We start from the raw sequence: 12,747 nt of genomic DNA on the forward strand, positions 1-12,747 counted from the left end.
CCGGGCCTGCGCTCCAGTCTCCGCCCCGCTCCAGCCCGGCCGGCGTCCGTGCCGCGCGCAGAGCATGCATCTGCTGGAAAGACGCAAATCATGCCGTGACGGGGCAGGAGATGTCTAAGCTGCAGCCATGACGCCTGCCAACCAGTGCCCTGCACCTGCAGCACATAAGCGCCTGATGGACTGCCATGCCATGTGGCACTCTCTGGCGGACGCATACATGCAGCCAGACACTTTCCGAATGCATCTGAATTCTCTAATCCAAGGGCTGCGGAATGTAACATTCGTACTCCAGAAGCAAAAGCGCGAACTGTCGCACTTCGAAACCTGGTACACAGAATTCCAAGAGCAGGCGCGTCGCAGCCCACTCATGCGATGGTCGGTTAATTCCAGGAACCGGATCGTCAAAGAGTCTGACCTCGAACTTCACAGTGAGGCGAAAATTCGGTGGGTGATTGATTGGCTCACCAAGGGTGAGCGCAAATTCACCTTTCCCCCTCGCATGACTTCACGGGAGATGCTTGGTGCAATCTTTTCGGATCCAGGCAATCCGCGCGTTGGTGTCATCACCCTCACCCGGAGGTGGGTAGATAAAGCACTTCCCGATTACGAAGTCCTTCACGCCACTCGCGAGGTCTATATCGCCCTAAGCAGGCTACTGACCACTGCACACGAGGCTTGCCATGTGGAATCCTGCACATTCGAAACTCGCGAGCCGCCGTGCGTCACAAGTGACCTTACCCGCGATCCCCTACGATGCATGGAAATCAACCCTGCGATCCTCCAAGAGCACATCGACTTGAACGCAGGCGTCGGAATTAAGGAAGATTTCCTTTCCGTTCCGCGAGACGAAAATGCCACCCGAAAGGCAAGGAAAAGATACGGCATTACCGAAATCGGGCAGGGAGACGCTATAGAGTTGGCCCCAAAAATCATGCAGGCGGCTCACGCCATTCTTGAGCGCGACAAAAAGCATGCCAATTTCGCTTGGTTCTTGCGGGGTGACGAGATTGTAGACGTCATGTCACCCATGTACGCAGACCAAAACGCCAAGTATCTCACCTTTCATCGACTTGCAGATCGAGTCGAAACCCTGCGCGCGAATGGAATAATCTACCTGGCAGAGTCCTGGTACGTAACGGATCACAAATTCGATGAACACGGTCAATTGATACCCGCCAGAGATCGAGGCAAGGATCGATTGGAGGCGCTCCAGATTTTTGGGGCCACCCGTGACGGCAGGCGCATTACATTGACTACCCCATTCTCCAGAAGTCGGTTCGGCAAAGTGCTCCTCGGCGGGACAATCACCGATTCCGACATCGAGGATATGAATTATCTTGGCCCTTTTGGTCCAATCATCGAGAGGTGGAAAACAATGGATGCCCGAGGCGAGGATTAGCACTGTGCTCGCAGGTTGCGGACCGAGGTAGATCGCACCGCGCAAAAGCTTGACGGAGGTGCGGATCCTGCCGAGGCGCCCGCCAAAGACGCCGGATGATTGGCTTTGGCATATACCGATGACGTGCAGCGAGACCAAGCGTCGACGTCTCACGAGTAATAGGGCAGGTCGGAGTGCGGGCCCGCCATGTCGCGTCGCGCGACCTCAATATTGGCTGCGCGAGCGCATCACTGCCTGCGATTCTTCGGTCGAACAGGTGCTTCAGGAAGTCCAATCTCGGTAGTACTCAGCGATCTCATTCTTAGTGTCGATCATTACCCGAAGGCCGGTGTCTGCCCCATCTAGCAGGTTTGCAACCCCCAACATCACGTTGTGAAAGTTGCGGACATGGATCCTGGCGATGCCGTCGAGGGTGGAGGAGCCGTCGTTCCGAACGGGGTAGCGGAAATGCTCGGAGGTGGGGTCCATGGCATGCAGCTGCAACAACACTCGCTCGGCATTGTCCAAACTGGACTGATCGTCGCTGGGGAAAGCCCTCTCCAGGAGTGGGCGAGCCGCGCACCACAGAACGTCGATCTTGTGCGTCCTTAGAGGAACATGTGCTTCATCAAGGTACGTGCGCGCGAGTTCGATCAAGGTCTTCAGGTGCAGCTCCGCGTAGTGCCGCCAGCACATAACAAATGGATACACGAGTTGATCTTGGCTGCGGCCGCTGCTGATGATCTGGTCACAGATTGCTTCCGCTGCCTTCCAGTACCCGTTGATGTATCCAAGCCATCGATCGCGGGGCCAGTCCATGCAGGCCACAGCCCACCAGTCAGACTCCTCCCGCAAGAGGTCGGCATCGTCGCTCGGCCACGGAGCTGGATCAGAGGGCTCAGCTATCTCGTCAGAGGCATCCATAGACGCCAGTGTGGTAGATGTCCGGGCCCTAATGCATCAGATTTCGGCAGTCGTTCGCGGCGTCTCGTGGCGTCCGAGGTCACACGGCACGACGTCTCCGCCCCCACAGACTTCGACCAGGAGGTCGTGCAGGCTCGAACCCAAGAGATCGACGCGCAGCGTGCCGGGCCGCGGCGCGGGCCGTCGTTGCTGTGGTGGTTGAGAGCCCCGTGGAAAGTTGCCAACAGTGCTGAGCTCGCCACGCGAGCCAACGAGATTCTGGCCGGCCCTCGACTGGGCTTCTGAGCTTGTCGACGGCAGGTCAGGGTCCGCCTCGACGCCGGAGACGCCCTAGTTGCCCAGCGCACCACGAACGCACTAGATAGAACCCGCCCGACCGAAGAGAAGCGTGAAACATCAGGGGATGAGGTCCCCTGCTGCTAAGGCGTGGGGCCGTAGCGAGCTTCAAGGTCATCGAAGAACTGCCGCAGCATGGCTGGAGCATCGGGGTTGTCGGTCAGCTCGTAGCCACCGAACCGGTACACCTCATAGCCCTTGAGTCGCAGCGCCCGGTCCCGGCCACCATCTCGGCGTATAGGCGGGGCGATGCCGTCTTGCCTTCGGTGTAGTGCTGCTTGCCGTCGACCTCGATGACGACCCGGGCGCGGCCCGGCCACATCAGTAGGAAATCCATGCGCTCGCGCTTGAGGCGGTCGCCCTTGCGGAGTTGCTGGCGTTGTTTCCGGGTGAGCGGGTCATAGTGCAGATAGACCTGAGGCAACAGCGCGGGTCGCTTCATGCCCTCCTCGCCCCGGTACCGCTCGCAGTAGGTGTTGAACAGCAGTACCTCGGCCGGGTTCTCCTGGCCGTTGTCCCGCATGGATGCCCTTAGCCGCCGGTACAGGTCGTGTCCAACCGCGCGGTCATCGGCCGAGGCGAGCCCTCGCTTGTCTCGCCACCAGGTCACGATGTCGCCCCAGGTCAGTCCCGCATCCGTCAATGGTCGGTCATACACCAAACATGAGTCCCCATGTTCGACGATCTCAATGACGTTATTGATGGCGTCGCGCATCACCATCTCAGGTTTGTAGCCGGTTGAGGCGAAGATGATGTTCTGCATCTGACCATCAACGCCGCAGTAGCCGACCGAGGCCGACTGGGCATCCTCTAGGGAGTCCAGTTGCTCCCAGAGCGGCCCAAACAGCTCGCTGAGGTAGCCCCGACGGGCGGCCCAGCTATAGCCCATGTCGTGCTTGCTCCAGTAGCCGTGGAAGCCAGTGAAGTCGTGGAATGGCGGCCTGAACTCAATGCCGAGACGTCGTAGAACGGCACGCAGCGCGCTCAGTACCTCGGCGATTTCATCATCGCCGAGCTTGCATTGATTTTGGTCGGTTCCGTAGTGCAGCAACTCCTGATGAGCCAGCCGAGCAATCCCCTGTGCCGCATCGAGGTCAGTTATCCCATCCTGGTTCCCCCGCTTGACCTGTTCCACGAGCTCAGTATCCAGAACGTCATGCCACGAGCTCCAAGGGTCACCGTTCATGTCCCAAGCCGGGTCTTGCTCAATGCGGAAGAAGTCAGCAGCCTTCAAGGCGGATTGTAGGCGGGTTCGAACTCAAGGCCGCCTCTGGCCACTTGCCCTCTGCCGTCGCCGCACCACAAGCGCACCAGATCGAGCGGGGAACCACGGTAAAAGCAGCGGTGCCCGGCACGCGTTCGCCCAGGTCAGCGCTGGAACTTGCCACGGTGATCGCAGCTTCCCAAGCTGAGGGCTCCGGCCGTCGTCACCGGCCGGCCGTGGCCGCTTGCTCTGGTCGACGAAATATACCGACAGCGTGGCTAAGGCCGGTGGGGGTGCAGCGAGGCACGCGCGTGCGTGCTCGGTTGGCGCACCCACCGTCGTGGCGGACTGTCGTCGGCTGAGCTTCGTGCCACTGCCGTGCCAGATGCAGGGGTCAGACACGGTCAACGGGGGTGCCTAGCGGTCGAGTTCTCCGCACCCTGACGAGGTATCGAAGCCCCAGCTCAGCGGCACGATGCCCCCGCCTCTCTCCTAAGACGTCGTTTCTTATGGTTCAGGTGAGGGCTTGAGTGGCCTGGGGAAAGCCCAGCTGGTCGAGCAGCGTACTGAAGAGGTCTTCTGCGAAGGTCTCGTGTGAGCGAAGCAGTTCTTCAATCCTGGCTGTCTCCGGCGTGACGGGGACGCCAGCAGATGCGGCCCAGGCAACGGCGCCCTCGGCGTCGGTGGGTATCTCGGCGTCGAGTTCGGCGCGCTTATGTCTGACGGCTTCGTGGAACTCTGGCGTGTCCAGCCACAGGAGTTGATCTTCGAGGTCTTCGGGCTCCTCGGCCAGAAGCCTGGCGGCTATGTCCAGGTTGAGCCACGCCTGCCAGCGCTGTCCGGTGGTGTCCAGCCCGGTCACGAGAGCGAGGGAACTGTCGGAGACGTCGGCGACGCAGGCCGGTGCGCTGCTCCACTCAACCAGGGCGGGGAGATCCGCGTCGTCCCATGCCCCGGAATCGATCTGGAGCGTCTGCCAGCCGGCCGATCGTGACTCCCATGTGTGCACGGTTGCCTTCAGTTCTTCGTCGAGGCTGTCGAAGACGGGAGCTTCCAGCAGGGGGCGGTTGCTGCGAGCGAAGACCAGGTGACCCGAGAATCCCATGGCGGTTCCTCCTTAGAGATGGTGAGCGCACCTTATGGGCTGCCGGTGACAACGCGAGCCTGGTCAGTATCTGGGCGGCGGCCAGGCTCATCTGCTGAGACGGCGATACCCGATGAGGGCTGCGACGATGGCAACGAACGCGAGGAAGTGCTCGGCTTTGCGTTCGTAGCGGCGGTGCAGGCGGCGGCAGCCGGCCAACCAGGACACGGTTCTCTCGACTACCCAGCGGTGCCGGCCCAGCCGCTGGGAGGACTCGTGCCCCTTGCGAGCGATGCGGTGGCATATACCGCGCCCGCGAAGCCAGCGACGGAGGTGGTCGTAGTCGTAACCCTTGTCGGCGTGCAGTTTCTTGGGCCGGCGGCGCCGGGGCCCACGGCGGGACCGGACGGGCGGGATGCCGCGCACGAGAGGCTCCAGGCCCTGGCTGTCATGCATGTTCGCGCCGGAGACACCCAGGGACAGCGGCAACCCGTTCCTGTCCGTGATTAGGTGGATCTTCGATCCCAACTTGCCGCGATCGGTCGGATTCGGTCCCGTCAATGGCCCCCCTTTGCGGCCCGCCGGCTCACGGAATCGATTGCGCACCGCGACCAGTCCAGCTCGCCTCGCACTCCGAGTTCGTCGAGAACCACGCGGTGGAGCCTCGCCCAGACCCGGTCGCGGTTCCACTGGGCGAACCTTCGGTAGACCGTCTGCCAGCTCGGGCCGAACACCGGTGGAAGCTGGCGCCATGTGCAGCCCGACGTCGCCACGAAGATGATCGCTGCCAGGGCCTCACGGTCACCTGCCCGGCGCCGGCCCCCACCCTGCGGACGCTTCACTTCAGACGGCGGCACCACTCGGCGAAACAGCACCCACAGCTGGTCCGGCACCAGCCGCTCAACGAGATCCGTCATGCACGGTTCAACGACCGATCGCGCCATAAGAAACGACGTCTAAAGCGGGTGTCGCAGGGCGGCACAGCCAGAAGGGTCGGCTCGAAATCACCAACACAGTTGTATAGTGCGTGATTGTCGTTATCCACGGCTCTGTCCCCGCAGGACATCGACGAGGTCAGCACCAACCATCCGCCCTCCGTACAAAACGCTCCAAGTGAGCAAAGAAATCACCCCGATCAGCGGCGTTGCCGCCGCTTCCGGCAATCCGGCCAGCAGTGCGCCCGCCACTGTGCCCGTGACAATCAATCCGAGAGCGACCAGACGCATCCATTCCCGGCTCTGCGCCGGAGTCACGTTTGCAAGATCATCGGGGTCCAATAGTGCTAGCGTGCGCCCTTCTGCATAACGCTGAGCGATCTTCAGCAGCATCATCGCCGTATCCTCCAGCACCCTTGACGTATCAGCCTCACTATCCTGCCTTGCTTCCATGGCGCGCACAGCCCCTACTACCGCAGCAGCATGCCTTTTCAGCTCGCCCCGGCGAGCCCGTCGGATACGACCGTGCCTAGTTCGCCAAGCGGACCATGCGACCCGCTCGGCTGTCTTCAAACTAACCCGGGGTGCATGCAGCACGTGACGGGATTGCAAATGGCTGTACGCTAGCCCGACACTCCTGCAAACAGTCAGTAGAACTACAACCGGCTGCCACCTTGCTGTCGTACTATCTTGCTTTTTATAAGCTGGCACCCGTCGAGGCTCCCGAGCAGCCGTGGGCAAGAGGCTGGGACCGCGGTGCTCAGTAGAGACGTTGACGTGGCGAAGAAGGGACACTGCGACCCAAAGGGCCGCCCCAAACATCACTGACAGGGCTAGAGCTACAACTGTTCGTGCAGTGGCCGCCAGATCTCCCAATGGATTGGCGATCACAGGCGCAAGCTCTGACCACAGCCATTCACCTGCATCACGCCCTGCATCCCAGAGGGTCGCGAGCGGGTCGAGCTCAGTGCAATGCGGTGAGACGCCTGTGCCAGCCTCAGGGTCCTGCCCGCCTACTTTCCCACTGCCCTGGCAGTTCAGTTCACGCGGACGCTCGCTACCCGGCGGGTTCTGCATGACATGCCTGACCGCAGCGACAATTGTTCCGACATTGAGCAGTGCAAAGCTCAACAGAATGATTTGAATAGCCTGCCCGACTAGCGCGAGAGGCATGAAGGCAGTCCAAGCCTTGGTTGCCTCAATGAGAGCGAACCATCCGCGCGTCGGTACCCCAGGTACAGCCATCTCCAAGTGGATCAACGCCTTACTCACGCGCCGCATCGCATGCGCCGTGATCCATGCATTCCAATGTCGACCTACGGGCGTAACTGCGCTCCGAACAATCTGTCTGGCTCTTCGTTTCAGCGATTGACGAAGCGGCGCCGTCCTTACCCAGGCGATCACCACCCCGCAATAGAAGGCGACGATACCGAGGGTCTTGATCAGGGACACGAGCTTCTCGATCACTGGGGCAGTGTGCTCCCACAGTCCCGCGCCGCGCAGCCGAAACTATCGATCCACTTCCCAAGCTGACGACTGCAACGGCGTTGTGGTCTGCTGCCCGGCCGGGCTGCGGCGCTGGGGCGCCGGTCCCGGCCGGGCAGCAGACCACAGGCCGCTCAGCAACAGAGAAGGAGGCTTCGAGTCGATCAGTTCCGAACACTGAGATGCGGGCGCGTCTCACGCTCCTGTACCGCCGTGCCGGCCTCAATGAGCCGTGCCAGCAGTAGCGCCGCATCAGGGCGAACCGCGCCCAGTCGTACCAGGCCGTCGCCCCACACGTTCACGTCTGCGGCGAGGCCTTGAAAATCGGTTCCCAGGCCGAACGCTGCAAGCTGCTCGGCAAGGCTTTCGGCGCCGCGTCGGGCCTTTGCCCAGCCCTGGACATAGTTCACGCCGACTGTCAGGTTCTCGGCGCGAGGGGCGATGACTCCATGCCGGTCCGTCATCAGGTCACTCCCCCGGCTCGTGGTCGGCTTCAGTGGACGGGTGCGGCACGGCCGCGCTTGCCAGGGCCAGTCTCAGCAACTCGGCCAGGTGCTGACCCCTTGTCCGGGAGTGGGGTCTGCGTTCCCCATGCCCACAGGGCCTGGAGGACGCGGCCCTACTGGTGCCGCAGCCGGGGACCCGGTGGCCGGACCGGAGTTGCATGTCGCGAACGGTCGCCTGCAGGGGCTTGGTGTGCCCATTTCGGTTCGTCCGCGGCAGGTGTATCGCAGTGGGGGACTGGCTCTGTTGATCGGGGACTGGGTCATCGACGGGGTCGGCCGGGAGGGGCAGGACGTGCATGTCGAGGGCGCTGCCATCGGTGTCGCTCGGCGGGGGCCGGACGGCCGGTGGTGGTGTGTCATCGATGATCGCTTCGGCACCCTGACGGAGGGAGGGGAGTCGCGTCGGCCGGATGTTTCCGGGTCGTAGCCTGGCGTCGTGGAGCGGATTTTGGTGAGTGCTTGTTTGGTGGGGCGGCGGGTGCGTTATGACGGGGGTGCCAAGCCGGTCGGGGGCGCGGTCGTCGGGCGGTGGCGGGAGGAGGGGCGGGTGGTGGTGTTCTGTCCGGAGGTGTCCGGGGGGCTGCCCGTGCCTCGGGCGCCGGCGGAGATCGTGGGCGGGGACGGTGCCGATGTGCTGGATGGGGTGGCCCGGGTGCTCACCGCGTCCGGGGAGGATGTGAGCCGGCAGTTCGTGCGGGGTGCCCGGCTTGCGCTGGAGGCGGCGCAGGAGGCCGGGGTGCGGGTGGCGTTGTTGAAGGAGTCCAGTCCGTCCTGCGGTTCGCTGCGTGTGTACGACGGGCGGTTCGCCGGGACGCGGGTGCCGGGGCGCGGTGTGACCACGGCACTGTTGCGGCGGGCGGGGGTGCGGGTGTTCGGGGAGGATCAGATCGCCGAGGCGGCGGTCTGTGTGCGGGAGCTCGATCGATTCGGCTCGGCCTGAGGTGGTCAGTCCCATTCCCAGGCCAGGCCCACGATGCCCGGGCTGGAGTCCTGTTCTGCCAGGTGGGCGCTGTGGTAGCCGTTGAGGGGGATCGGCGTCACGCGGTGCCGGGGGGCGTGGGCGGAGCGGCGGGTGAAGCGGTAGCAGCGGACCGGGAGGGCCGGCGGGGTGAAGTAGACCTGGAGCAGGTAGTGGCCCACCGGGTAGCGGAAGCCGCGGGTGTACTCGGTGCACTCGCCGCCGGTCCCGTCGGTGATGCGGTAGCGGAAGGGTTGGGTCTCGCCGAGGGCCAGGGGGCGGTCGAAGACCAGTTCCACGGCGAGGAGTGAGGCCGCCCGGTCGCTGCGCACGCGGCCGACGCGGCAGTTGTCCAGGGGGTCGACCCGTACCCGGGTGATGTCGCAGCCGGGGTCGCCCTCGTAGATGGAGACGTACCGGTCGACGTTGCCCCGGTGGGCCCGTACGAGTTGCTGGATCTCGCGGCCCAGCAGCTCGCGTCGGGGGCCGAGGTGCACCTGCTCGGACTGGCTCACCGTGTGCAGGCGGTCCTCGGTGGGGCAGTCGAGCTGGTCAAGCAGGTGGAGGACCGCGGTGTCGGAGCCGATCAGTTCCTGGTAGCGGCGGGCCGCCCGGGTGGCGCCCGCGGTCCCGCCGGGTGCCGGCTCCAGGAGGCGGACCAGGGCGCCGGGGGTGATGTCCAGGATGCGTTCGAGGGCCCTGACCACCTGCACCGACTCGGTCCTCGCCGGTACCCGTTCCCCGCGCTGCCAGTAGCTGAGGCTGGTCACGCTGACCTGGAGGCCCTGCTCGGCCAGGTGGTGGCGGATGCGGTGCAGGGCGAGGCCGCGGCGCCGGACGGCCGTGCGCAGCGCCAGGTGGAAGGGGCCGGTGCGCAGCGCCTCGGTCAGGGGATCGTCCGGCGGGTCGCCGTGCACGGCGCCGCCGGGGCGCGCATCGGTACGCATCACACCTTCACCTCCGCCGGTACCCGGTCCCGTGTGCTTCGAGTGGATGTTCACACAGTCGGCGGTCGAAGGCACCGGGTCGGACGGGACGATTCCACGGCCGGTGCGCGGCGGTGGACCGCGGTGGACCGCGGTGGTCGAGTCCCGGCCGGGTGCTGGGGGTTCCGGGGGCGGTTCGTGGGCCGTTCACGGTTGTTCACACCCGGTTCACCGCCGAACCGGCCCGGTTTTCCCGTGCCTTGAAGGAACCGGCGCGCGGTTCGATTCTCGGACCAGTCCCCCGGTCGGCCGCGACGGTCCCGCTCTCCGCCTTGCCCGGTTCCTCGTGTCCGGTGTCTGGTTCCGTCGTCCTCCCCTGGTCCCGGCCGGTGGTTCACCAACCCCACAAGGAGGCCATCCATGCGCCTGTCCCTGTCCCCACGGAGACGGCGACGGTGGGCCGTCGCGCTCGCGCTCTCGGCGGGTGTCGGACTGCTCAGCCCCTCCGTCGCGTCGGCGGCGTCCCCGCCGGCCGTCCGCGCGGCGGCGCCCGCCACCGCGCGTTCGGCGGTCGGCGGCAGCACCACCCAGGCCGAGTGGACCTGGCGCCGGCTGAACATCTCCATGCAGGCCCAGCAGTTGAGCAACTGGTGCTGGGCGGCGTCGGGCGACACCGTCGCGGAGTACTACGGGTACGACTACTCGCAGAACCAGTTCTGCAACCTCGCCTTCGGCCGGGCCGTGAACAGCTCCTGCCCCAACTGGCAGGCCACCCTGGGCAACGACCAGCAGGCGTTCGACCGCATGGGCATCAACCCGGGCCGGTACGTCAACGGCTACCTGAACTACGACACGATCACCCGGGAGATAGACGCCGACCGGCCCGTGATGTCACGGATCCAGTGGCAGTCCGGGGGCGGTCACATGCTGACCGTCTACGGCTACGACGTCAGCAAGAACTGGGTGTACTGGGGCGACCCCTGGCCGTCGAGCAACCGCTACAACTGGGCCACCTACAGCTACTACGTCAACAACGGCTCCTTCTTCTGGACCCACTCCCTCTATGGCATCGGAGCGTGAACCCGGCATGCGACCACAACGCCGACACACCGCCCGGCAGGCCCGACGCCGTACCGCCGCCCCGCTGATCGCGCTCCCCGGCGCGGCCCTGCTCGGGGCCGGTCTGCTCGGGGCCGGTCTGCTCGGAGCGGGTCTGCTGGCCGGTGCCGCACCGGCCGTCGCCGGTACCGCTGACCAGCCGGGGCCCTCCGCCGGTCCCCTGGTGGCCGGTGCTCCCACCGCGGCCCAGTTGTCCGGGGCCCACCGGGCCGCCGGGTCCGCGGCCACGCTGCGGGTCCTGGAGACCTTCTTCGCCCGCGACGGGCTCCCGCCGGGTCAGAAGGGCAGACTCGGTCCGGCCCAGGAGGCCAGGGCGGCCGAGGCCGCGGACCCGCGCCTGGTCGGCGCGGCCGTCCCGGTGTACTCGCTCAACCCGGACTTCGTCACGGCGGCCTCGGCCGGTCGGACCCCGGTGGCCACGATGGAGTTCGCCGCGTCCAAGGCGGTCGACGCCGACGGCGACCACGCCTCGGTGTGGACGGCCCGGGTCTCCGGCGAGTGGCAGGTGGTCAACATCGCCACCGGCAGCGACGAGACCGACTACGCCGCCCGCGCCGACGCCGACTCGGTGGTGTTCCGGGAACCGCAGCTCAACGCCTGGTACCGGGTGACCGGCGGCCGGGTGCTCCCGCTGAACGAGGAGGCCCGCTCCTCCGTCGGCGCCGACGGCACCGGCCTGGCGCGCTACCAGCGCCTGGTGCACCAGCGGTACGCGGACAAGATGCCGGGGTCGCGGTACGACGAGCGCGGCTACGCCGGTGGGTACGACACCGGGGGTGACCGGGCGCGGCTCGCCGCGGACGTCCGGGCCGGCGGCTCGGGGGCGCCGGACGCCGCTCCGGTCGCCGCCGGGGCGGGTGCCCTCGCGGTGGCCGGTGCGGCCGGGGTGGCCGGCGGGCTGCTGCTGCGCCGACGGCGGCTGCGGCGGCTCGCCGCGGAGTGACCCGGTCCTGAGCCGATGGCCCCCGACGCGCACCTACGGCGTCGGGGGCCGTCGGCGACGCGGGCCGAGGAAGGTGAGCCGGCGACGACTGCACCGCGGTGGCGCGGTGCGCGCGGCGTCGGGGGTCGTCAGCGCGGGGGCTCGGTCATCGCCTCTGCCAGCGGCTTCCGGGTGAGGTCGGGGACCTCGCAGTCGGGCGCCGCGTAGCCGACGGGGAAGAGGATGTACGGGCGTTCGTTGCCGGGGCGTTCGCAGATTCTGGTGAGGAAGGCCATCGGGTTGGGGGTGTGGGTGAGGGTGCTCAGGCCCATCGCGTGCAGGGCGGTGATGAAGAGGCCGCAGGCGATGCCGACGCTCTCGTTCACGTAGTAGTTCTTGCGCAGCGAACCGTCCGGCATCGCGGTGCTCTTCTCGGCGAAGCAGACCACGATCCACGGCACGACGTCGAGGAAGCCCTTGTCGGAGTCCGTTTCGAGGCGGGCGAGCGCGGCGCGCCACTCGGGCGGAATGCGTCCGCCCTCGTAGTTGATCCGCTCCTCCTCCTCGGCGGCGACCCGGATGCGGTGCTTGGTCTCGGCGTCGCCGATCACGACGAACTTCCACGGCTGGAAGTGGGCGCCGGAGGGTGCGGTGTTCGCGGCGGCGACGGCGAGGTCGACGCACTCGCGCGGGACCGGCTCGTCGCTGAAGAACCGCACGCTGCGCCGGCGGTCGACGAAGGACACGAAGTCCCGTCCCCGCCGGATCATTTCGGCCTCGTCGTACCGGTCGGGCCGGTAGCGGACGAACGGGTGGGTGTGCTGCCTCGCCGGGCTCACGGGTCTCCTCCTGGACGGGGAGACCATAGAGTGGGGGACGCGGTGCGCAATGAGCAACAGAGACCTCATTGTGCTGTCTATTTGGCAAGAGACGCGGCATCACGGTGCCCTTACGGTGGCAGATCGGCAGG

General features: G+C 65.8%; 12 protein-coding genes. 4 read left to right on the forward strand and 8 right to left on the reverse strand.

Annotation, left to right across the window (positions count from 1 at the left end):
* Window positions 1-127: 127 nt before the first annotated feature.
* A complete protein-coding gene (locus K7854_RS05290; RefSeq protein WP_226025168.1) occupies window positions 128-1,399 on the forward strand; it encodes an Ea47 family protein in 1,272 nt (423 codons plus the stop codon).
* A gap of 261 nt (window positions 1,400-1,660) precedes the next feature.
* Here the strand turns inward: K7854_RS05290 and K7854_RS05295 are convergent, their stop codons facing one another.
* The 6 genes from K7854_RS05295 to K7854_RS05320 form a co-directional block, all read right to left on the reverse strand.
* Window positions 1,661-2,302 (reverse strand): hypothetical protein, encoded by a 642-nt coding sequence (locus tag K7854_RS05295; RefSeq protein WP_226025169.1) that lies wholly within the window; start codon window positions 2,300-2,302, stop codon window positions 1,661-1,663.
* A 496-nt stretch (window positions 2,303-2,798) separates the two neighbouring features.
* The gene (locus K7854_RS05300) at window positions 2,799-3,773 is read right to left on the reverse strand and encodes a hypothetical protein (protein WP_226025170.1); all 975 of its coding nucleotides are present in this window, start codon (window positions 3,771-3,773) and stop codon (window positions 2,799-2,801) included.
* A gap of 583 nt (window positions 3,774-4,356) precedes the next feature.
* Window positions 4,357-4,947, reverse strand: coding sequence for a hypothetical protein (locus K7854_RS05305; RefSeq protein ID WP_226025171.1), 591 nt, complete (start codon window positions 4,945-4,947; stop codon window positions 4,357-4,359).
* Window positions 4,948-5,034: 87 nt separating this feature from the next.
* Window positions 5,035-5,843, reverse strand: a protein-coding gene (locus K7854_RS05310; RefSeq protein ID WP_425579828.1) for an IS5 family transposase whose coding sequence is annotated in 2 segments (ribosomal slippage) — window positions 5,035-5,510 and window positions 5,510-5,843 — 810 coding nt in all. Because the reading frame shifts where the segments join, the coding sequence is not laid out codon by codon here.
* A 120-nt stretch (window positions 5,844-5,963) separates the two neighbouring features.
* Window positions 5,964-6,257, reverse strand: a complete 294-nt coding sequence (locus tag K7854_RS05315) for a hypothetical protein (protein WP_226025173.1) — start codon at window positions 6,255-6,257, stop codon at window positions 5,964-5,966.
* Window positions 6,258-7,510: 1,253 nt separating this feature from the next.
* Window positions 7,511-7,810 (reverse strand): hypothetical protein, encoded by a 300-nt coding sequence (locus K7854_RS05320; protein WP_226025174.1) that lies wholly within the window; start codon window positions 7,808-7,810, stop codon window positions 7,511-7,513.
* 478 nt (window positions 7,811-8,288) lie between these two features.
* Between K7854_RS05320 and K7854_RS05325 the strand changes: the two genes are divergently transcribed.
* The gene (locus K7854_RS05325; RefSeq protein ID WP_226025175.1) at window positions 8,289-8,792 is read left to right on the forward strand and encodes a 2-thiouracil desulfurase family protein; all 504 of its coding nucleotides are present in this window, start codon (window positions 8,289-8,291) and stop codon (window positions 8,790-8,792) included.
* 5 nt (window positions 8,793-8,797) lie between these two features.
* Here the strand turns inward: K7854_RS05325 and K7854_RS05330 are convergent, their stop codons facing one another.
* The gene (locus tag K7854_RS05330) at window positions 8,798-9,757 is read right to left on the reverse strand and encodes a helix-turn-helix domain-containing protein (RefSeq protein ID WP_226025176.1); all 960 of its coding nucleotides are present in this window, start codon (window positions 9,755-9,757) and stop codon (window positions 8,798-8,800) included.
* 399 nt (window positions 9,758-10,156) lie between these two features.
* On the opposite strand from K7854_RS05330, the gene K7854_RS05335 reads away from it, so the two are divergent.
* Window positions 10,157-10,816 carry a papain-like cysteine protease family protein gene (locus K7854_RS05335; protein WP_226025177.1) on the forward strand — a complete coding sequence of 220 codons (660 nt, stop codon included), beginning with the start codon at window positions 10,157-10,159 and terminating at the stop codon, window positions 10,814-10,816.
* Between the two features lie 7 nt (window positions 10,817-10,823).
* Window positions 10,824-11,798, forward strand: a complete 975-nt coding sequence (locus K7854_RS05340) for a hypothetical protein (RefSeq protein WP_226025178.1) — start codon at window positions 10,824-10,826, stop codon at window positions 11,796-11,798.
* A 128-nt stretch (window positions 11,799-11,926) separates the two neighbouring features.
* Here K7854_RS05340 and K7854_RS05345 read toward each other — a convergent pair whose 3' ends face one another.
* Entirely contained in the window at window positions 11,927-12,547 is a 621-nt protein-coding gene (locus K7854_RS05345) for a nitroreductase family protein (protein ID WP_264086952.1), read from the reverse strand.
* Between the last annotated feature and the right edge of the window lie 200 nt (window positions 12,548-12,747).

The organism is Streptomyces hyderabadensis (genome assembly GCF_020404845.1).
Lineage (GTDB): Bacteria > Actinomycetota > Actinomycetes > Streptomycetales > Streptomycetaceae > Streptomyces > Streptomyces hyderabadensis.

What these genes read in the sequence shown, in the direction of transcription:
- K7854_RS05290 (WP_226025168.1), top strand. Translation starts at nt 128, where the DNA reads ATGACGCCTGCCAACCAGTGCCCTGCACCTGCAGCACATAAGCGCCTG.
- K7854_RS05295 (WP_226025169.1), bottom strand. Translation starts at nt 2,302, where the DNA reads ATGGATGCCTCTGACGAGATAGCTGAGCCCTCTGATCCAGCTCCGTGG.
- K7854_RS05305 (WP_226025171.1), bottom strand. Translation starts at nt 4,947, where the DNA reads ATGGGATTCTCGGGTCACCTGGTCTTCGCTCGCAGCAACCGCCCCCTG.
- K7854_RS05315 (WP_226025173.1), bottom strand. Translation starts at nt 6,257, where the DNA reads ATGATGCTGCTGAAGATCGCTCAGCGTTATGCAGAAGGGCGCACGCTA.
- K7854_RS05320 (WP_226025174.1), bottom strand. Translation starts at nt 7,810, where the DNA reads ATGACGGACCGGCATGGAGTCATCGCCCCTCGCGCCGAGAACCTGACA.
- K7854_RS05330 (WP_226025176.1), bottom strand. Translation starts at nt 9,757, where the DNA reads ATGCGTACCGATGCGCGCCCCGGCGGCGCCGTGCACGGCGACCCGCCG.
- K7854_RS05335 (WP_226025177.1), top strand. Translation starts at nt 10,157, where the DNA reads ATGCGCCTGTCCCTGTCCCCACGGAGACGGCGACGGTGGGCCGTCGCG.
- K7854_RS05340 (WP_226025178.1), top strand. Translation starts at nt 10,824, where the DNA reads ATGCGACCACAACGCCGACACACCGCCCGGCAGGCCCGACGCCGTACC.
- K7854_RS05345 (WP_264086952.1), bottom strand. Translation starts at nt 12,547, where the DNA reads ATGATCCGGCGGGGACGGGACTTCGTGTCCTTCGTCGACCGCCGGCGC.